Source organism: Natronomonas marina, assembly GCF_024298905.1.
Lineage (GTDB): Archaea > Halobacteriota > Halobacteria > Halobacteriales > Haloarculaceae > Natronomonas > Natronomonas marina.
Window position 1 is genome coordinate 555,373 of the sequence record NZ_CP101154.1, and the last position, 19,207, is coordinate 574,579.

Below are 19,207 nucleotides of genomic sequence, written 5' to 3' on the forward strand. Positions count from 1 at the left end.
GTTCCTCGGTGAGCTGGTTGGTCATGGTATGGTGCGTAATATCACACCATAGTTCATCATAAACATTTCCGTAGATGCGGGAATTGTGAGAAGAACCGCCCACGGCAGGCTGTCGGTGTCGCCGCGAAGGGCCCACGGGAACCGCCGTGACTGGCCGTCAGTGCCGCGGCGTCTCCGCGTCCGGGGCGGTCACGTCGTTCCGGTCCGCCGGCGGTCTCAGTAGTCCAGGTCGAACTGCTGGTGTTCGACGACGGTGTTCAGCACGACGGAGGTGTTGGACTCCTTGATGTCGGGGTCGATGAGCAGTTCCTTGATGCCCTCGTTCATGTGGTCGGTGTCGGTGAACTTGCCGATGGCGACGATGTCGTGGTCGCCGGTGACCTCGTAGACCGACACCATGTGCGTGTGTTCGCTGAGGCGGTCGGTTATCTCCGGGAGCGCGCTCCCCTCGACCTTCAGCTGGATGATGGCGGTCACGTCGTAGCCCAACTCGCCGTAGTTGACCTCGGGGACGTAGCCCTCGATGATACCCTGCTCTTCGAGGTCGGAGATGTGGTTCGAGACGGTCGTCACCGACACGTCGAGGTCCTCGCCGAGCGAGCGGAGCGAGGCGCGGCCGTCGTCCAGTAGCGCGTTCACCAACTTGCGGTCGAGATTTTCGTACGTCATTACACTCCGCTACCACCCCCAGGGTTTAGAAGTTTACGAATATTCACTTCTATGGGCTAGCGGGGCAGATTTGCGCAAATCAGTAACGCTTTAGTAGAAGCACTCGTCGTTTCGCCCGTCGAGAAAGATGACGAGCGACAACGTAGCCACCGACGGTGGCCTTTCAGTAGAGGCACAGAACGTCCTCGACGAGATAGACGAAAAGAACGTCGACTTCCTGCGTCTGCAGTTTACCGACATCCTCGGGACGGTGAAGAACGTCTCCGTTCCCGCCGACCAGGCCGAGAAGGCGTTCACCGAGGGCATCTACTTCGACGGCTCCTCAATCGAGGGGTTCGTCCGCATCCAGGAGTCCGACATGCGGCTCATGCCCGACCCGCGCACGTTCGCCGTGCTGCCGTGGCGGGACCGCGAGTCCGGCGCCTCCGCCCGGATGATCTGCGACGTCTACGACACTTCCACGGGCGAACCCTTCGAGGGCGACCCCCGGTACGTGCTCAAGCAGGCGCTCGAACGGGCCCACGAGATGGGATACACCGTCAACGCCGCGCCCGAACCCGAGTTCTTCCTCTTCGAGGAGGACGACGAGGGCCGCGCCACCACCAAGACCGGCGACCATGGCGGCTACTTCGACCTCGCGCCGAAGGACCTCGCCAGTGACGTCCGCCGCGACATCATCTACGGTCTCGAGGAGATGGGCTTCGAGATCGAGGCCAGCCACCACGAGGTCGCCCGCGGCCAACACGAGATCAACTTCGAGTACGACGACGCCCTGACGACCGCCGACAACGTCGGCACCTTCCGGACGGTCGTCCGCGCCATCGCCGCCCAGCACGACCTCCACGCCACGTTCATGCCCAAGCCCATCCCGAAGATCAACGGCTCCGGCATGCACACCCACATTTCGCTCTTCACCGAGGACGGCGACAACGCCTTCCACGACGGCGCCGACGAGTTCGACCTCTCGGAGACCGCAAAGCAGTTCCTCGGCGGCATCCTCGAGCACGCGCCCGCCATCACCGCCGTCACGAACCCGACGGTCAACTCCTACAAGCGCCTCGTCCCCGGCTACGAGGCGCCCGTCTACGTCGCCTGGTCGGACCGCAACCGGTCTGCGCTCATCCGCAAGCCCGCCGCCCGCATCCCCGCCGCCTCCCGCATCGAGGCGCGGTTCCCCGACCCCTCGTGTAACCCCTACCTCGCCTTCGCCGCGCTCATCCACGCCGGCCTCGACGGCATCGAGAAGGGCATCGAGGCGCCCGACCCCATCCGGGAGAACATCTACGAGTTCGACGAGGAGAAACGCGAGGAGTACGGTATCGAGACGCTGCCGGAGAACCTCGGCGGGGCCATCGACGCCCTCGAGGACGACCCCGTCATCTACGACGCGCTCGGCGAACACGTCGGCCCGAAGTTCGTCGAGGCCAAGCGCCAGGAACACACCGAGTACCTCGTCGACGTCTCCCAGTGGGAACTGGACCGCTACCTCGAGACGTTCTAACCCACTTTTTACACGACCCCCGGAGGGGGTCGCGCGGCGGCGTTACCGCCCGGAAAATATGCGCGCGTGCTCCTGCGGCGCTCTCCCTGCGGTCGAGCGCGGGAGTCCGGGCACGCTACGGCGACTCGCTCACTTCGCTCACGGCTCACTGCGTTCGTCGTTCGCTTCGAGGGCTCTCGCTTCGCTCGAACCCTCGCACCGCTCGTCGCCGGAGAAGCCTCGTTTCGGACCGCGAGTCGGCCGCCGGCCTCACTCACATTCGATGCTCGAGTGCGAACGTGGTTGTCCTGCACCGTCGCTCTCGAGTCCGCCGACCTGGAGTTCGAAACGCTCGAGCGTCGGAAACGGTCGGTCACACTCGACGACGGTGACCGCGAAGAGGTGCTCGGAACGCGGCTGCCGCAGAACCACCAGATACGTGGCGTTCGGGTGAGAGGCCACCGTCGGCAACGAGAGCGTTTCGTTGCGTTCGAGGACCGTCGACCACCGGGCCACTTCGGTCACGTTCGCCGGTTCGGCGGCAGTAACCTCGTCGCTGGGTAGGATGTACGGCCAGCCACCCCCACTCTCGTTCGTCGGGCGGGACAGGGTCCGTGTCGAACCGTTCTCGTACGTGACCGTGAACGACTCGATCCGACCGTCGACCGCGCCGAGCGTCACGACCATCTCGTCGAACCCCTCGTTGGTGATCGAGAGGTTCCGCGTCTCGTGGTTCGTCTGTGACGGGGCCTCGTCCGTTGCAGTCGGCGTCGGTTCGTCGGGACCGGCCGGGGTCGCCGTGTCGGGACCGGCGAACCCCCCGGAGCACCCTGCGAGGACCGCCATCGTTGCTACGACCGCGATGGGTGGGATACGACCCAGCATGTCTTCAAGCGGTATTATTTCTCACTCACAGATATAAATCCACTAGATATAAAAAGAATAAATACGGGTTTCACTGTCGGTTCGAGAGCGGGGCGGGAGGCACGGCAGCGTCCGACGAGCGGTTCGTAGAGCGGGAAGAAAGCGCGTTCACCGTCGACCGAACGGGAACCGTGGCGAGGCGAGACTCGCCTCACTCGATGTCGATGACGGTTCCGCTGTCGTCGACGGACTCCTCGGTCGGGACGTGGACCTCGAGGACGCCGTTGGTGTAACTGGCGGTGATGTCGTCGACCAGCACCGTCCCGGGGAGGCGGACCCGCTCGAACGTCCGGCGGTTGCGGGTGGTGGCGAGGCGGCCGATGCCGACATCCATCTCCTCTTCGGTCTCGTGTTCGGCGTCGGTGACGAGCACGCCGTCGTCGAACCGGAGGTCGATTTCCTCGGTCTCGAAGCCCGGGAGGTCGGCCACGACGAGGTAGCCGTCGTCGCCGGCCTCGACGCTGACGTGAGTGTCGTAGCGGGACCCCGAATCGCCGGCCGTCTCGGGTCCGTCTCCGAACATCGCGTGTCGCATCTCGTTCATCATTCGTTCCATCTCCTCGAAGGGGGTTCGACGGATTGCCATGGGAGAAAGAAGGTTCCGGGCGGGGATAAGCCGAGCGTGAGCCGTGCAAGCAGCCGTTTCGCGGGGGCGTCAGACGCGGCGAGCGACCGCCTCGCCTGCCAGGGGCGCCGCGAGGACGCCCGCTAGCACCACGCCCATCGACAGGAAGGCGACGTGTGGGGCCGGTTCGAGGGCGTAGACGACGCCGAACAGGACGCCGAAGGCCGCCCCGACGCCGGCGGAAACGGCGCCGCCCCCTCGCGTGGTCGCCTCGCGGACGACGGCGTCGCCGACGACGCCCCAGGCGATGCGGGCGCCCAGCGCGGCGCCCAGCGCGGCCATCGTGTCGAAGTTGTACTCGCCGACGACCGGGCCCAGCAGGGCGGCAGCGACAGCCAGCATCAGAGCGCGACCGGGGTTCGAACCGCGGCCACAGAGCCGGTAGACGACCGCCAGGAAGGCCGCGCCGACGGCGGCGCCGACGACCACGTCGACGAGGTAGTGGACCCCGAGGACGACCCGCGTGAGCGCGACGACGACGGTGACGGCGGCCGCGGTGACGTAGGCGCGGCGGGTCCCGACGACGAGCGCTAGCCCCCCGTAGACGGCCGCCGTCCCGAGGGCGTGGCCGCTCGGGAAGCCGAAGCCCGTGCCGGTGGCCGCGGCGACGTACAGCGAGTCCACGGCCTCCGGCACCGCGGCGGGAGCGGTCGCGGTGCCGGCACCCGGCGGACGCGGACGGGCCAGCCACTCCTTCAGCGTGGTCACGAGCGCGTTCGCGCCGAGACCGAGCGCGACGACGAAGGCGGCCCGGCGGCGGCCGAGCGCCACGGGTGCGGGAAGCGCCCCGCCGAACCAGTACAGCAGCCCGACGAGGCCGAAGAGGAACCAGACGTCGCCGAGTTGGGTCAGGAGGGCGGCCGCGACGACGACGGCCTCGGGCAGCGCCTCGACGGCGGCGAGTTCGCCGACGCCGCGGCTCATCGGCTCTCGAAGCGGTCCTTCAGCCGGCCGGGGACGCCCGCGATGGTGGCCGTCGTCCCGACGAGCAGCATCAGGACGTACAGCCCGAGCGTCGACAGCCAGACGACCAGCATGGCGAGGATGGCCCACCCGCCCGACAGGTAGAAGAAGGCCCCGAGCGTCATCGCGGTCCCGTACAGCAACACGAGGTACGGTCCCCAGCCGCGGGCCTTCCCGCGGCGGACCTGCCGGCGGACGTACTGTCTGAGGTCGCTCTCGATTTCCTCGCGGTGGACGGTCCGGTCGTCGATGCGCTCCTCGAAGCGGTCGAGTTCGTCGTACAGCCGTTCGAGTTCCTCGCGTAGCTGTTCGTCGGACAGGTCGTCAGGGTGATCCCGTGTCATGATTCCCTCGAGTACGGCGGTCGGTTCCGGGGCGGGCGTCTCGTCGTCCGCGAGACCGGTCCCCGCGTCGGCGCGGCCGGCGAGGACGGCGTTCAGCACGACGCCCAAGAGCAAGACCAGGGCGCCGAAGTAGAGGAACGTCACGAGCAGCAGCATCCCGCCGAGGACGCCGTAGGTCTCGTAGCTGCCGGCGCTGGCGGCGTAGATACGGAACCCGGTCTGCAGCAGCGTCCAGCCGACGGCGGCGAAGACGGCACCCGGCAGCGCCTCCCGGATTCCGACCACGTCCCCGGGCAGGAGGTAGTACAGCGGGAGGAAGGCGACGGTGAGACCGGCCACCAGACCGACCGTCCCCAGGAGACCGAGCAGGTCGAACCCCTGGACGGACCGGTCGACGCCGAGACCGGCGACGAACGCACCGACGACGACGGTTGCGGCGACGCCGATGCCGACGGCCCCGAGCGCGACCGCCCCGTCCCGGAGCTGTTCGAGAAGCGAGTCCGGCCCGGGGCGGCCGTACACCTCCGAGAAGGCGATGTCGAGCCCGCGGAACAGCTTCAGCCCCGACCACAGCAGGACGACGAGCCCGAAGAGGGTGACCCCGCCGCCGACGGCGCCGGTCAGCGCTTCGCGGACGAGCGCGCCGGCCTGTTCGCCGAGCGCTCCGGTCACCTCGTCGACGAGCGTCTCGACCGTCCCCGGGTCGCCGAAGGCCGATGCCGCCGCCAGCGCCAGAAGTAACAGCGGCAGCAACGAGATGAGCGCGTAGTAGGCGAGGCTCCCGGCGATGAACGTGATGCGGTCCGACTGGGCGCCGTTGACGACGCCGCGGGTGACGGTCACCGCCCGGTCGAGATAGCCGTTCACGGTCCCGGCTATGCGTGAGCCACACATAAATCGGGGGGAACCGACTCGCGCCCGCCCGACCGCGGGGTTACAGGACCGCCTCGCGGATGGCGGCCACGCCGGCGTCGGTCTTGAACGTCGTGCCGCCGTAGTGGGTTCGGGAGGCCTCGTGACCTGCCGCCCGCAGCGCCGAGAGGAACTCCTCCATCCCGATTGCGGGTTCGGACCACCGCTTGTAGAGTTTGTGCTGGTCGTAGTGGGTCGGGCGGTGGAGTTCGCCCGCGACGGTGTCCAGCAACTCGCGGCTCTTCTCGGCGGTGCCGAACGTGTCGGGAATCGACGCCCGGACCCGGTCGACGAAGTCGGCGTCGTGGGCGGGTCCGAGCCAGATGGGGCCGGCGGTCCACGTCGACTGCCCGCAGTTGGGACACTCCGTCACCGGGTCGGCGACGAGCGTCGCCTCGTGGCGCCGCCAGAGACACTGCTGGCAGTGGTCGACGTAGCCGAGGTCCTCGATCTGGCGGTCGGCCGCTCGCGCGCCCGATTCCAGGCGCAGGTAGGTCCGGACGTAGTGGCTGGAGACGTGGCTCAGGACGGGCCGGGCGGCGAGGTCGTAGCGGGCGGCGGTCCGCACCAGCGCCGACAGCAGCACCCGCAGGCCCATCTCGGCGTGGAACTCCGTGTTCCGCGGGACGGCCCCGTAGCTGCGGACGCCGCTCTCGAAGTGGGCGCCACACAGCGGCGCGGTGTCGGTCGCCGTGACACAGAGGTACTCGCCGGCGCTCCGGAACGCCGCGTCCGCGAAGGGGATGGGGGTGCCGAACGGGTCGAGGTCGACGACGTCGTGGCGGTGTTCGTGCATGTGGGCGTTGACGTTCCGGTGGACGACCTCGCCGTCGAGGTCGTTCCGGGCGAGGTTGTGGCGGGCCAGCGCGACGGCGTCGTCGTCGACGTCGCAGGCGGTGACCGCGTAGCCGGCGTCGGCAGCCCGGACCGCCCGGATCCCGCTTGCGGTCATCGCGTCGAGGTACGTGTCGCACTCGTCGGCGACGGCCCGCAACACCCCGACGGTGACGTCGCGGTTCAGCTCCTGGACCGGGTTGTAGAAGACGCCGGCGCCGCTCCCCTCGCTCGCGCCGTGACGCTTTTCCGGCACCTCGACGGTGACACCGCCCTCGCTGACCTCCATACCCGGCGTTGGCCGGGGGTCCCGAAAAGCGATGCGCTTGAACACCGATTCCGTCGTTCGAGAGAGTCGCCTTCCCCGTGAGGACGAGAGATACCGGCGGCGTCTCTCGGTCACGTCGGGACTGCTCTCACCCCCGCGGGTCGCGGTCCGGGCCGGGGTACGCCTCGCCGAAGGCCAGTTCGTACACCGCTGCGGGGTCGAACACCGTCGCGAAGGCGTCGGGCGACCGGACGCTGACGTCCATGACGCCACGGAGGTTCGCGCCGGCCTCGGCGCTCTGGAGCCGTCCGTCCAGCGACAGCAGGTGGACTGCCCCGCCCCGGTAGGCCGCCGCCAGCGCCGGGTGGTCGCCGGACGGCTGGTCGACGACGACGGCCCACGCCTCGACGGTCGCCCGCCAGTCGCTCGCCAGTTCGTCGTCGGCGAGGGCGGCCACGACCGCCTCGGCGTCCGCGAGCAGTTCCTCGGTCACGACCAGTTCCAGCCAGGAGTGCCGCCGGAGGTGGTCCAGCGCCGCCCGGGCGGCGCCGCCGACCAGCAGGTCCGCCGCGAGCACGTCCGCGTCGGCGACGACCCGCGTCGGGTCCGGCCCGCCGTCACCGGTCATCCCGGCGCTCCTCGAGGGCCGCGACGACGTCCTCGACGGTCACCTCGTGGTCGGCGCCCCGCTCGAACAGTTCGCGCCACGACATGGTCGACGATTGGGGGCCGACTCATCTAAAGCCCCGCGTCCGGGCGAGCCACCAGGCGGCGCCGGCGACGAACGCGACGCCGACGTTCGTCAGGACCGCGAGGACGCCGACGGCCACCACGAACCCCCGGCGGTCGGTCGCTTGGAGGGCGACCCGGGCCAGCGAGACGGCGACGACGACGAGAAGGACGCCCAGCAGTGCCATCGGGAAGGCCTCGAACACGCCGGAAACGACCGCGAGGCCGCCGTACAGACAGCCGGCGACGACGTTTGCGGTCGCCGTCCGGGCACCGAAGGCATGCTTGCCGGCTAGCCCGCCGGAGCCGTGACACATGGGCACGGCCCCGAGCGGGACCGCGAGGAGGTTCATCGCGCCCATGCTCTCGGCGAGGCGGTCCGGCGAGACGTCGGCCTCGTAGAGGTCCGACAGCAGGAGCGACGTGGCGACGGCGGCGTTGCCGACCGTCATCGCCAGTTGCGCGACGGCCCCCTCGACGACCCCGAGCGACAGCGTCGGCCCGCCGGCCGGGAAGAGGCCGACCGCCGGCAGCGAGACCGGGGGCACGCCGGCGACGGCGACGGCCCACAGGAGGCCGACCGAGAGGACGACGACGGCCACGGCCCGCGGCGAGACGACGGCCACAGCGGCGGCGAGGGCGACCCCTGCGACCGCGACCGTCGGCGACGCGACCACGAGGTCGGCGGCCGCGACGACGAGCAGGCAGGCGACGGCGAACTGGACGCCGCGGACGACGGGTTCGCCGACGACCGACGCGAGTCGCGACAGCAGGCCGAACCGCCCCGCGGCCAGCAGGACGCCGCCCGCGAGCAGGCCGGCCGCAATCAGGTCGCCGTAGCCGATGGCGCCGGCGATGGCCAGCCCCGCCAACGCCTTCATCGGTTCGACGGAGAGCGGCACGCCGTAGACGGCGCCCCAGACGACCTGAAAGACCGCGAAGCCGGCGAGGACCTGCGGCAGCGACGCCGGCGTCAGGACTCCGAGGGCGGCCACGAGCGGCAGGACGGTAACGGAATCCCCTATCGCGCCGGTGAGTTCGCCGGCGCTCATCCCGAACCGGCGTCGCTCCGGAAGCGCCGTCGCCATACCCCGGTCTTCCCGCCGGGAACGTATGTCGTTTGCCAGCAACTCCGCGCCGTTTCGAATCGGTGATTCGAACCCGGTTCCGGTTACGTCCGGTCGCCGGCGGGCCCCGGTCGAACCGGAGGCCGGAGCCGGGTATGCCCGCCCCACGACACGCCGCTCGTCGCGGGTCACACGCCCGTCTGACGCGGATTTATGTGCCCGCCCGCCATGCGACCCGATGGGCGCGCATCGACGGCCTCAAACTTTCCCCATCCTCCCCATCGCGCGCCCGGACTTTTCGAACCCCTTCCGGTGGGAGCGTCGGACGCCGCCGCTACCCGCGAAGCATCTCCCGGACCGACTCCAGCGCCGGCGGTTCGGCGATGAGTGCGATCCGGTCGCCGCCCTCGATGGTCGTCCGCGGCATCGGGATTGTCATCGGTTCCTTGTCCCTCCCGTGGGCGTACAGCCGTGCGTCGTCGGGAAGGTCCAGTTCGACGACCCGCTTGCCGATGACGGGCGACCCCTCCGGAATGGGGATGGTCGTCGCCGTCAGGTGTTCGGTCAGGTCCGCGAGCACGTTCAGATCGCCGCCGAGCAGCGCCGTCTTCGCGCCCGCTGCCCCGAGCCGTTCGGGATAGATGACCTCGTCGACGTCGGCGGCGTACTTCTCGTATATCTCCTGTCTGTAGTCCTCGTCGATGCGCAGCACCGTCCGACAGCCGTGGTCGTTGGCGACCATGCAGGCGGTGAAGTTGACGTTCAGGTCGGCGGTCAACGCGGCGAAAGCGTCGGTGTCGTCCAGTCCCGCCCGTTCGAGGACTCGCTCGTCCTCGCCGTCGCCTTCGATCGTCTCCAGGCCGTCGTCGCGGGCCCGCTGGGCCTTCTCGGGGTCCTGCTCGACGATGACGACCTCGTGGCCCTCGCTCGTGAGGATGTTCGTGGTCCGCATCCCCACGCGACCGTAGCCGACGATGACGAACTTCATGGGCCGGGGTACAGCGCGGCAGGTCAAAAAGATGTGCGCCGACGCGCCGTGTTCGCGTCACTCGGCGTTCCGGCCGACCACCCGCGTCTGCTCGTGGTCGGGGAAGACCTCCTCGACGGCGTCGTCGCCCCACCGCGTCCGGAGTAGGCTCCGCAGTTCGGTCTCGTAGTCGCCCTTCGGGACCGCCTCGCTGGGACCGGACTCGACGCGGAGGTGCGTCTCGACGAGTCGGTCGACGGCGTTGCGGCCGAACCCCGACAGCGGCGCGACGTAGTCGACGCCGTGGCGGTCCTCGAGGCTCTGGGCGACCGCCCGCGAGACCGTCGGCACCCGGTCGTCCCGGCGGGTCCCGTCGGCGACGACGTCGTACTCGGCGGCGACGGCCTCCAGGGCCGCCTCGTGGACCTGCTGGATTCCCCGGCGGGGATAGCCGTCCTCGCGCATCTGTTCGGCGGCCGACTCGGCGACGTCGTCGTCCATCTCGACGGCCTCGAACGGGAACCCCAGCGAGTCGGCCGCCTCCGCCGCGTGTTCCCAGTCGTCCGTGAGCCCGAAGTGCGCGGTCACGAGCGTCACGTCGTAGAAGCTATCGAGCAGCAGGGCCGCAAGTCCCGAGTCCTTCCCGCCGCTGAACAGCAGTCCACACTCCATCTACCGGCGCTTGATGTCGAAGCTCTTGGAGTCCGGTTTCATCTCCGAGAGGATGTCCTTCATCTTCTCCTCGTCGATTTTTCCCTGGAGGCGGCCGCTCTGGGCCAGCGCGACCACCTGCTGTTCGACCTTCTCGCCGAACTGCGGCTTCGACATCTTCACCGTGTTGAGCCGCTTGCGGGCGCCGTCGGTCAGCGCCTGCTTGAGCATCGCCTCCTTCTGGGCCTCGGCCTGCTGGCGCTGGGCCTCCGCGGCCTCCTGCTGGGCCTCGCCGCCCTGCTGGTCCTTGAGCTGTTCCATCTTCTTCTGTCGGAGTTCCTCCAGTTCCTCGTCGGTGGGGTCGCCGCTCATGTCCACCCATTACCGACGGACCTGAAAAACCGTTTCGGACCGGCGGGTCGTCGTCGGCACGGGAGAGCAGTCCCTCGCCAGTCGGCGGTCGCTGCCGGTCGTCGCGTTCAGACCCGGTCGAGCAGCAGCATCGCCGCGGCGCCGACGCCGAGTACCCCGACGACGAGTCCGACGCCGACCACCACTGCCGTCTCCAGCGGCCCAACGAGGAGCGGCAGGAAGAGCACCGGCGCGAGCGCCGCCACGAGGACGAGCCCCACCTCGACGTGGCCGGGCACGGTACCAGCGTCCGTCACGGTCGAACACCCATCGTTGTCGGCTCCTCACCCCGATGGTGTAAATAGATGTCGTCAGCGTCCGAGCCCCCGTCGTGGGACTCCTTTCGGGAGCCCGCGTCGGTTCGTCCACGGTCACCCGACAGATTTTTTCACCCTATCTGTGAACGTCGAATGTGCGAGGCCCCCTGAACGCGCTCTGGAACAGTCCGATCGTCGGAACGTACCTCCGGTTCCGCGTCGCGATGTTCCTCGCCGGCCTGCTTGCCGTCGTCGGGGCCGTGGTACTGCTCGGAATCGGGGGTATTCCGGGCCTGATAGCCCTCTTCGCGCTCGTGGTGGCCCTGTTCGTCGTTCTGGGCGGACTGCTGTTGTCCCGGTAGTCTCGAGTGCCCTGCGAACCAGATACCACCGGACGAAAATCCGGGGAGGACCGTTCCGGTCCTGCCCTGAAACCCGAACAGGGCAAGCATCCGCCGAGGGGGCGTCCGTCAGGTCGCCCTCGAGGCGGTTCCCGGCGACGAGTGAACGCAGTGAACGAGTCGCCGTAGCGAGAGCCGACTAACGCGCGGCGAAGCCGCGCGGCTGGAGGCTCTCGCGCATATTTTCCTCACGTTTTTGCCGCGGGTTGCGGGCGGAGCCCGCAACCGGATGGCGCGGCGGCAGCGCCGCCGCGCGGCCGCCGGAGGCGCGTCGTGTAAAAAGTGGTTAGGCGTACCGCTCGAGTTCCGGCCGGTCGAGTTCCTCGATGAGCTCTTCGGCGGTCTCGTCCAGGAGCGCACGACCCTCGCCGGTGACGGTGCGGCCGCGGCCCTCGTGGGTCTGGATGTAGCCGGCTTCCTCGAGCTGCTGGAGGGCGGTCCGGATGATGTTGCCGGAGCCCTCGGTCCGGTGTTCGGGGCGGACGCGGTAGCGGGTCGAGCCGTTCGTCGAGTCGCCGTAGGCGGTCCGGAGGCGCTGGACGCCGACCGGACCCTCGTCGGCGACCTTCCGGAGGAGGCTGGCGGCCCGGCGGGCCCAGAAGTCCTCCTGTTCGGGCGGGAGTTCTCGGCCGCTGCCGGTCTTGGCGTAGTCGACCCACTCGGGGGCGTCCAGTTCGTCCGCGATCTCCTCGGCGACCGCCTCGATGAGGTCCTCGGCGGGCACGTCGTAGAGCGTCGTCATTACGTCCCGGTTCCCGTCGGTCGCGTTTAACGCTGTTGGTATCACCCGACTCGACGGCGAGAGCCGCTCACACGCGGCCGTTCACACGCGGTCGACGCCGAGCGCCGAGACGACGCCGCCGCCGAGGAGGGTCGGCAGCCAGTAGATGGCACCGCGGTGGAGGACGACGGCGGCCGCCGCCGTGGCTGCACTGATGCCCGCCAGCGGGACCAGCAGCGCGATGAGAACCGCCTCGATACCGCCGAGACCGCCGGGGAGCGGCGTCACGCCCGCGATGGCCCCGACCGGGACGGCCACGAGGACGGCCGCGACGGGCGCGACCACGCCGATGGCGTACAGCGCCAGCCACAGCGCGGTCGCCTGCGCCAGCCACCCCAGCGTCGAGAAGCCGACCGCGGCCAGCAGCGTCCGCCGGTCGGTGCCGACGACCTCGACGGCCTCGAAGAACCCCTCGACGCGATGTCTGACGGCCGACCGTGCCGGCGCCTCCAGCCGCGGGGCGTACCGACCGACGAGGCGGGCCGCCGGTGCCACGACGCCGACCAGCGCCGCCTCCAGGCGGTCGCGGGTCCGCCAGCCGATGTAGGCCACGACGGGGAGCGCGACTGCCAGCGCCACGACGGCGGCGGTGGCCACCTGGAGGCGGTCGCCGACGGCCACCGTCACCGAGAAGTAGGTCACGCCGACCAGCCCGATGGCCGTCGACGGGACGAAGTTCAGCGAGTCGGCGCTGGCGATGGCCGCCAGTGCGGTCTCGTACTCGGTGCTCGCGGCCTCCGAAATGAGCAGGGCGCTGACCGGTTCGCCGCCCGCCTGCCCGAACGGCGTGACGTTGTTGGCGAACAGCACGCCCGCGTACACCGCCGTCGCCCGCCACGGCGAGATGGCCGCCCCGAGCGCCCCGAGGACGGTCCGGAGCGCGAGCGCCCACGCGACCATCCAGAGGGCCGCGACGACGAGGACGCCGGCGGCGACCGGCGTCCGGGCCATCGACAGCGCAAAGAGGAGGTCCTCGACGCCGACGAGGTAGGCCAGGACGCCGAGGGCGAGGGCGGCGCCGAGAAAGCCCGCGACGGTCGCCCGGCGGTCGAGAGGCATACCGGAGCATCGACCCTCCCGGATTTGAACGCACCGATGGCCATTTGTCGCCGGCGGGCCAGGGACCGACATGGACGAACGGGCGGCGCTTTCGCTGGTGGGCGAACACGTCGACGCCGCCGGCGACGACTGTGCGGTCGTCGACGGTCTCGTCGTGACCACGGACATGCTCCACGAGCGGACGGACTTCCCCGACGGGACCACGCGGTACACGGCCGGGTGGCGGGCCGTCGGCGCGTCGCTGTCGGACGTCGCCGCCGCGGGCGCCGAGGCGACGGCGGCGGTGGCCGTCTACGGCGCCCCCGAGTTCCGCGAGGCGGAGCTATCGGCGTTTCTGGAGGGCTGTACGGACGTCTGCTCGGCCGTCGGCACGGAGTACGTCGGCGGCGACCTAGACGGCCACGAGGAGTTCACGGTCGCCACGACGGCCGTCGGACGGACGGACGACCCGGTCGGACGGGACGGCGCCTCCGCTGGCGAGGCCGTCTGCGTCACCGGCACGTTCGGCCGCAGCGGGGCCGCCGTCCGGCTGTTCGAGCGCGGCGACCACGAGCGGGCCAACGAGCTGTTCCGGTTCGAGCCGCGGGTCGTGGCCGGCCGTGCCGTCGCGCCGCGGGCGACGGCGATGATGGACTCCAGCGACGGACTGGCCCGGTCGCTGTACCAACTCGCGGCGGCGAGCGACTGCGGCTTCGCGGTCGATGGCGACGCCGTACCGGTCGATTCGTCGGTCGGGACCGTCGCCGCGGACGCCGAGGAACGCCGGGAGTTGGCCCTCCACTTCGGCGAGGATTTCGAACTCGTCTTCACGGTTCCCGAGGCGGACGTTCCGACGGTCCGGGCGGGAGCGCCGGTCGAGGTGACCCGAATCGGTCGAGTGACCGACGGGGGCGTCCGACTGGACGGCGCTCCCCTCCCCGACCGGGGCTTTACCCACTGATTATCTCTATCGGGACGGGCGTGAAACAGAGCAGCCCCAGCAGGAACGTGAGCGCGCCCAACGCCTTCCGCTTCGGGTCGAGCGGGTCGTCGAAGATGGGCGTCGTCGGGCCGACGTACGCCAGACCCAGCGCGACGAGGCCCCAGAAGGTCCACAGGACCGGCGCGTTGGCCGAGACGTCCCGGAAGACGTAGAGGTAGCCGGCCAGCGAGAACAGCACGGCGGGCACGAGCGCCGCGACGGTGCGGGCCCGCTCGCCGAACATCGCACGGACGATGTGGCCGCCGTCGAGTTGCCCGACGGGGATGAGGTTGAGGAACGTCACGAACAGGCCGACCCACGCGCCGAAGATGACGGGGCTGGCGGATATTCCGGGGTCGGCGTAGGTGAGCCGCTCGCCCGTCACCCACGCGAGGAACTGCAACAGCGGCGGGTAGCCGAACTCGATTTCGACGGTGTTCTGTGCCCGGAGCAGCTCCGGGGGGACCGAGATGGGGTCCAGGTGGAGACCGACGACGGCGACGGCGACGGCTGCGACCAGCCCCGCCAGCGGTCCCGCGACGCCGATGTCGAACAGCGCCTTCCGGTTCGGAATCCGGCCCTTCATCTTGATGACCGCGCCGAAGGTCCCGATGTAGGTTGGCACCGGGATGAAGTAGGGGAGACTGGCCTCGACGTCGTGGTAGCGGGACATCACGTAGTGGCCCAGCTCGTGGACGCCGAGGACGCCGAGGACGGCGGCGGCGAACGGCCAGCCGGCCAGCAGGTCCAGCGGGCCGTCGACGGGCTGGTAGTACCAGATGGTGCCGGCGTACAGCGTCGTCAGAAGCGTCGCCAGGAACATCCCGACGTTGGTCCAGGGTACCCCGTCGACGCCGACGCTGCGCGGTTCGGCGACGAGGGCCTGCCGGCTCCGGGTGACGGCGACGCCCGATATCGGGTCCTCCTCGCTGTCCTCGACGACGTCGAGGCGTACCTCGTAGCCGTACTCGCGGAACAGCGGCCACAGTTTCTGTTCGAGACGGCGGTACTCGGTCCGCGGCTGGCCGTAGTAGCGGAGCTGGCCGTCGTCGGTCTCTTCGATCTCCGTGACGCGGAACGCGGGCAGCAGTGCCTCCGGCGGCGGGCCGTCGTAGCCCGACGCCGGATCGGCGGTGCTCATCACCGAAGAGAAGGGGACTGTCGGGGATAAATCCCGTGACGGGGACAGCTGTTACGCCGAGGTGTCAGAAATCAGGCCTGCGTTACGCGCCACGTAGTCGCGGAGGTGTAGGACCACTTCTCGATGTCGAGGTCGGTCGCCGAATCCTTGAGTTTGACCATCAGCGCGCCGATCTCCTTCGACGAGAGACCGACGTCGTCGGCGATGAACTTGCTCTTGACGTAGACCTCGCCGTCCTCCGCCCGCTGGCGGAGGTACGTTCGGAGCCGGCTTTCCTTGCTTTCCGTGGAGGGTTCCGTTGTTGCGCTCATGGCTGACACCGTGCCCTGTCGTATCCCCCGGACCAGTATATAAAGGGAGGAAGCTTCGGGTAGCTTCGGTCCGATTCGCCGTGAATAGAATCAAAACGGACGTTTCACGAACTGCTGAGATACCTTTAGACGTTTTATAGACTTTTTTGAGACAGTTTCGGCAGCCGTATTCTCTGTGGTAATACACTCGCTGTTGGGGCGGTCGCCCGCCCCACAGCGGGCCGGTCGGGCCGGGTCCGGCGGTCGCGCGCGGCGCCGGTCAGTCCCGCTCGTGGACCCAGAACGTCTCCGAATCGGTGACCTCCTTCTTGAACAGCGGTACCTCGTCCTTGAGGCGGTCGATGCCGTCCTCGACGGCCCGGAAGGCCTCCCGGCGGTGTCCGGCCAGTACCACGACGAAGACGATGTCCTCGCCCGCGTCGACCCGGCCGGTCCGGTGGTGGAGTCGCACGTCGAGGACGCCCTCGCGGTCCTCGAGTTCCGTCTCGATGGTCCGCATCGTCCGTTCGGCGACCCCGTCGTACTTCTCGAACTCCAGGTAGCGAGTCCGGTCGTCGTCGGGACCGTCTTTCGCGCGCACGCGTCCGGTGAAGGTCGCGACGGCGCCCGCCCGGTCGGCCTCCGGTGCCCGCCGGACGGCCGCGACCAGCGACTCCAGCGTCTCGAACGGTTCGGTCCCGTGAATCGCCTCGACGGCGGCCTCGACGTCGAGGCGCTCGGCACCCTCGGCGTGGACGGCCGCCTCTTCGGTTTCGCCACCGACGACGATTCGCGGCGCGTCGACGTCGGGAACGCCGACGACCGCGGCGTATTCGTGGTCGGGCGCGAGTCGTTCCAGGGCGTCGGGAACCGAGAGGTCCGTTCCGCTGGCGCGCCACCCGTCGTCGAGGACGTACTCGGTGTCGGCCCGGGCGACGGCGGTCGTTCCGCCGTCGCCGGCGGCGGTCCGAACGACGCCGACCCGGCCGTCGAGCGCCGCGAGCAACCGCTCCAGGCCTGCCTCGGCGGCCTCGCCCAGAACCGCGAAGACGTACATATCCGATTCTTCGGCCGCGAGGGCTTGTAGGTGTCGGCGTGCTTGACAACCCTTAAGACCGAAACACGGCAACCTCGACGCAATGAGAATCGTCGTTTCTATCGGCGGGAGCGTGCTCGCGCCGGACCTGGAGGCCGCCAGGGTCGAGGCGCACGCGGGGGTCATCGACGGACTCGTCGCCGAGGGCCACGAGGTCGCCGTCGTCGTCGGCGGCGGCGACGTCGCCCGCCGCTACATCGAGACGGCTCGCACGCTGGGCGCGACGGAGTACGACCTCGACGCCGTGGGCATCGACGTCACCCGACTGAACGCCCGCCTCCTTCTGGCGGCCCTGGACTCGCCGGCCGCCCCGGAGCCCGCCGACTCCCACGAGGCGGCACGGGCCTCCCTCCGGCGCGGCGAGACGGTCGTCATGGGCGGGACGGTCCCGGGCCACACGACCGACGCGGTCTCGGCGCTTCTGGCCGAGACCGTCGAGGCCGACCTGCTCGTCTACGCGACGAGCGTCGCCGGGGTGTACTCCGCCGATCCCAACGAGGACGACACCGCAAAGCGGTACGACCGGCTGACGCCGGCCGACCTGGTCGACACCATCGCCTCCATCGAGACGGCCGCGGGCTCGAACGCGCCGGTCGACCTGCTGGCGGCGAAGGTCATAGAGCGGTCGGGGCTGCGGGCGGTCGTCCTCGACGGGACCGACCCCGAACGCATCGCCGACGCCGTCGCCGGCGATTTCGACGGCACCGAAGTGGTCCCCGATGAGTGACCTCTACGAGGTCGGCACCGGCCGGAAGCGCGCCTTCTGGGCCGACGCGGTCGCCGACGAGATACTCGAACGCGACCCCGACGACCCCATCGTGATCAAGGGCGGCGTCTCGCCGTCGGGCGTCCCGCACCTGGGCCACTTCAACGAAATCATGCGGGGCTACTTCGTCGCCGAGGCCCTCCGGGACCGCGGCCGCGAGGTCCGGCAGGTGTTCACGACCGACGACCGAGACCGACTCCGGAAGCTCCCCCGAAAGCTCGCGGACCTGGAGTGGAACGTCGTCGGCCTCGGCGAGGTCGACGCCGGCGCCCTCGGGCGGAACCTCGGTCGGCCCTACACCGACGTGCCCGACCCCTTCGGCTGCTGTGACTCCTACGGCGACCACTTCACCGAACTGCTGGAGCGGGCCGCCGACGCCGTCGACGTCCCAATCGACGTCGTCTCGAACACCGACCTCTACGAGCGCGGCGCCTTCGACGGCACGATTCGGCACGTACTCGGGGACCTCGAGACGACCCGGGAGGTGCTCGCGGAGTTCCAGGACAAGGTCGACGACGAGTACGTCCCCTTCTTCGCGCGGTGTCACGAGTGCGGCAACCTCACCGAGACCATCGTCGACGTCGACCTCGATGCGGAAACCGTCGACTACGTCTGCGAGGACGTCGCGGCCGGCGACGACGTCATCGAGGGTTGCGGCCACGAGGGAACGGCGACGTTCCGGGAGGGAAAGCTCCCGTGGCGCCTCGAGTGGCCCGCCCAGTGGCGCGTGCTGGAGGTCGACTTCGAGCCGTTCGGCAAGGACCACGCCGAGGGGTCGTGGCCCTCCGGAGAGACCATCGCCCGCGATGTGTTCGGGTTCGAACCGCCCGTCCCGATGGTCTACGAGTGGTTCACGCTCAACGGCGAGGCGCTGTCGTCGTCGTCGGGCAACGTCATCACCGTCGACGAGGTGCTGACGGTGCTGGAGCCGGAGGTGCTCCGGTACTTCTTCACGAAGAACCCCAAGAAGCAGCGCGACTTCGACGTCGGGTCCATCGACCGCCTCGTCGACGAGTTCGACCGCTTCGAGGCCGTCTACTTCGGTGCCGACGCCGACGAGACCGAGCGCGAACGAGCCGAGCGGGCCTACCCGATGGTCGTCGAGTCGGTCCCCGACGAGCGACCCGTCCGCATCCCCTACGCGTTCGCGGCGGTGCTGGGGATGACCGACAACCGGGAGTTGCGTGTCGAGATGGCCGAACGCTCGGGGCACGTCCCTGCCGAGGCGACCGAGGCGGAGATAGACGCGGCGCTGGAGCGCGTCGAGCGAGCGCGCGCGTGGGCCGAACGGACCGACAACGAGTTCAACTACCGGCTGGCCGAGGAACTGCCGGACGTCGAGTTCGATCCCGAGACGGTGGCCGCCCTCGAGGAGTTGGCCGACCTCATTGAGACCGACGACCCGGACGCCGAGACCCTGCAAGGCGAGATATACGAGACGGCGAAGCGAAACGACGTGGCCGTCGGCGAGTTCTTCGAGGCCGGCTACCGGCTCTTCCTCGACGAGACGGAGGGACCGCGGCTGGGTCCGTTCCTGGCGCCGATGGACACCGAGTTCGTCGTCCGGCGGCTCCGGCGGGACGGCTGACGGCCCGGCCGCGACGGAACGAC

General features: G+C 69.6%; 22 protein-coding genes. 5 read left to right on the forward strand and 17 right to left on the reverse strand.

The genetic code is table 11. The features are described from left to right. Positions 1-216: 216 nt before the first annotated feature. Positions 217-669 carry an HTH-type transcriptional regulator Lrp gene (lrp, locus tag NLF94_RS03005; RefSeq protein ID WP_254839978.1) on the reverse strand — a complete coding sequence of 151 codons (453 nt, stop codon included), beginning with the start codon at positions 667-669 and terminating at the stop codon, positions 217-219. A 127-nt stretch (positions 670-796) separates the two neighbouring features. Between lrp and glnA the strand changes: the two genes are divergently transcribed. Further along, the gene (gene glnA, locus NLF94_RS03010; RefSeq protein WP_254839979.1) at positions 797-2,170 is read left to right on the forward strand and encodes a type I glutamate--ammonia ligase; all 1,374 of its coding nucleotides are present in this window, start codon (positions 797-799) and stop codon (positions 2,168-2,170) included. A 249-nt stretch (positions 2,171-2,419) separates the two neighbouring features. Here the strand turns inward: glnA and NLF94_RS03015 are convergent, their stop codons facing one another. From NLF94_RS03015 to NLF94_RS03065, 11 genes are all read right to left on the reverse strand, one after another. Next, the gene (locus NLF94_RS03015; protein ID WP_254839980.1) at positions 2,420-3,034 is read right to left on the reverse strand and encodes a hypothetical protein; all 615 of its coding nucleotides are present in this window, start codon (positions 3,032-3,034) and stop codon (positions 2,420-2,422) included. Positions 3,035-3,224: 190 nt separating this feature from the next. Then, positions 3,225-3,659, reverse strand: coding sequence for an Hsp20/alpha crystallin family protein (locus NLF94_RS03020; RefSeq protein WP_254839981.1), 435 nt, complete (start codon positions 3,657-3,659; stop codon positions 3,225-3,227). Positions 3,660-3,728: 69 nt separating this feature from the next. Beyond that, the gene (locus NLF94_RS03025) at positions 3,729-4,622 is read right to left on the reverse strand and encodes a phosphatase PAP2 family protein (RefSeq protein WP_254839982.1); all 894 of its coding nucleotides are present in this window, start codon (positions 4,620-4,622) and stop codon (positions 3,729-3,731) included. Next, a complete protein-coding gene (locus tag NLF94_RS03030) occupies positions 4,619-5,872 on the reverse strand; it encodes a YihY/virulence factor BrkB family protein (protein ID WP_254839983.1) in 1,254 nt (417 codons plus the stop codon). Before NLF94_RS03030 ends, NLF94_RS03025 begins: the two co-directional genes overlap by 4 nt. A 67-nt stretch (positions 5,873-5,939) precedes the next feature. Continuing rightward, positions 5,940-7,040 (reverse strand): tRNA (guanine(26)-N(2))-dimethyltransferase, encoded by a 1,101-nt coding sequence (locus tag NLF94_RS03035; RefSeq protein ID WP_254839984.1) that lies wholly within the window; start codon positions 7,038-7,040, stop codon positions 5,940-5,942. A 127-nt stretch (positions 7,041-7,167) separates the two neighbouring features. After that, positions 7,168-7,647 (reverse strand): DUF7384 family protein, encoded by a 480-nt coding sequence (locus NLF94_RS03040; RefSeq protein WP_254839985.1) that lies wholly within the window; start codon positions 7,645-7,647, stop codon positions 7,168-7,170. A 106-nt stretch (positions 7,648-7,753) separates the two neighbouring features. Next, entirely contained in the window at positions 7,754-8,836 is a 1,083-nt protein-coding gene (locus tag NLF94_RS03045) for a putative sulfate/molybdate transporter (protein WP_254839986.1), read from the reverse strand. Between the two features lie 313 nt (positions 8,837-9,149). Next, positions 9,150-9,803: a potassium channel family protein gene (locus NLF94_RS03050; RefSeq protein WP_254839987.1), complete on the reverse strand. Its 654-nt coding sequence runs from the start codon at positions 9,801-9,803 to the stop codon at positions 9,150-9,152. Positions 9,804-9,860: 57 nt separating this feature from the next. Next, a complete protein-coding gene (locus NLF94_RS03055) occupies positions 9,861-10,454 on the reverse strand; it encodes a DUF7411 family protein (protein WP_254839988.1) in 594 nt (197 codons plus the stop codon). Next, complete coding sequence (locus NLF94_RS03060) at positions 10,455-10,805, reverse strand: DNA-binding protein (RefSeq protein WP_254839989.1); 351 nt, start codon at positions 10,803-10,805, stop codon at positions 10,455-10,457. Between the two features lie 107 nt (positions 10,806-10,912). Then, complete coding sequence (locus NLF94_RS03065) at positions 10,913-11,101, reverse strand: hypothetical protein (protein ID WP_254839991.1); 189 nt, start codon at positions 11,099-11,101, stop codon at positions 10,913-10,915. A gap of 155 nt (positions 11,102-11,256) precedes the next feature. Here NLF94_RS03065 and NLF94_RS03070 point away from each other — a divergent pair, with 155 nt between their 5' ends. Beyond that, the gene (locus NLF94_RS03070; protein ID WP_254839992.1) at positions 11,257-11,463 is read left to right on the forward strand and encodes a hypothetical protein; all 207 of its coding nucleotides are present in this window, start codon (positions 11,257-11,259) and stop codon (positions 11,461-11,463) included. A gap of 325 nt (positions 11,464-11,788) precedes the next feature. Here NLF94_RS03070 and NLF94_RS03075 read toward each other — a convergent pair whose 3' ends face one another. After that, positions 11,789-12,244 carry a 30S ribosomal protein S19e gene (locus tag NLF94_RS03075; protein WP_254839993.1) on the reverse strand — a complete coding sequence of 152 codons (456 nt, stop codon included), beginning with the start codon at positions 12,242-12,244 and terminating at the stop codon, positions 11,789-11,791. Between the two features lie 81 nt (positions 12,245-12,325). After that, positions 12,326-13,342, reverse strand: a complete 1,017-nt coding sequence (locus NLF94_RS03080) for a lysylphosphatidylglycerol synthase transmembrane domain-containing protein (RefSeq protein ID WP_254839994.1) — start codon at positions 13,340-13,342, stop codon at positions 12,326-12,328. A gap of 70 nt (positions 13,343-13,412) precedes the next feature. Between NLF94_RS03080 and thiL the strand changes: the two genes are divergently transcribed. Next, positions 13,413-14,282 (forward strand): thiamine-phosphate kinase, encoded by an 870-nt coding sequence (thiL, locus tag NLF94_RS03085; RefSeq protein ID WP_254839995.1) that lies wholly within the window; start codon positions 13,413-13,415, stop codon positions 14,280-14,282. Here the strand turns inward: thiL and NLF94_RS03090 are convergent. The 3 genes from NLF94_RS03090 to NLF94_RS03100 form a co-directional block, all read right to left on the reverse strand. Then, entirely contained in the window at positions 14,272-15,444 is a 1,173-nt protein-coding gene (locus tag NLF94_RS03090; RefSeq protein WP_254839997.1) for a site-2 protease family protein, read from the reverse strand. The two genes, thiL and NLF94_RS03090, sit on opposite strands and share 11 nt — an antisense overlap. A gap of 71 nt (positions 15,445-15,515) precedes the next feature. Beyond that, complete coding sequence (locus tag NLF94_RS03095) at positions 15,516-15,755, reverse strand: DUF7123 family protein (protein ID WP_254839998.1); 240 nt, start codon at positions 15,753-15,755, stop codon at positions 15,516-15,518. 259 nt (positions 15,756-16,014) lie between these two features. Continuing rightward, a complete protein-coding gene (locus NLF94_RS03100; RefSeq protein ID WP_254839999.1) occupies positions 16,015-16,791 on the reverse strand; it encodes a molybdopterin synthase in 777 nt (258 codons plus the stop codon). A gap of 82 nt (positions 16,792-16,873) precedes the next feature. Between NLF94_RS03100 and pyrH the strand changes: the two genes are divergently transcribed. Next, positions 16,874-17,557: a UMP kinase gene (gene pyrH, locus NLF94_RS03105; protein WP_254840000.1), complete on the forward strand. Its 684-nt coding sequence runs from the start codon at positions 16,874-16,876 to the stop codon at positions 17,555-17,557. Continuing rightward, complete coding sequence (gene lysS, locus NLF94_RS03110; RefSeq protein ID WP_254840001.1) at positions 17,550-19,184, forward strand: lysine--tRNA ligase; 1,635 nt, start codon at positions 17,550-17,552, stop codon at positions 19,182-19,184. The genes pyrH and lysS overlap by 8 nt, the downstream gene beginning before the upstream one ends. Positions 19,185-19,207 lie beyond the last annotated feature (23 nt).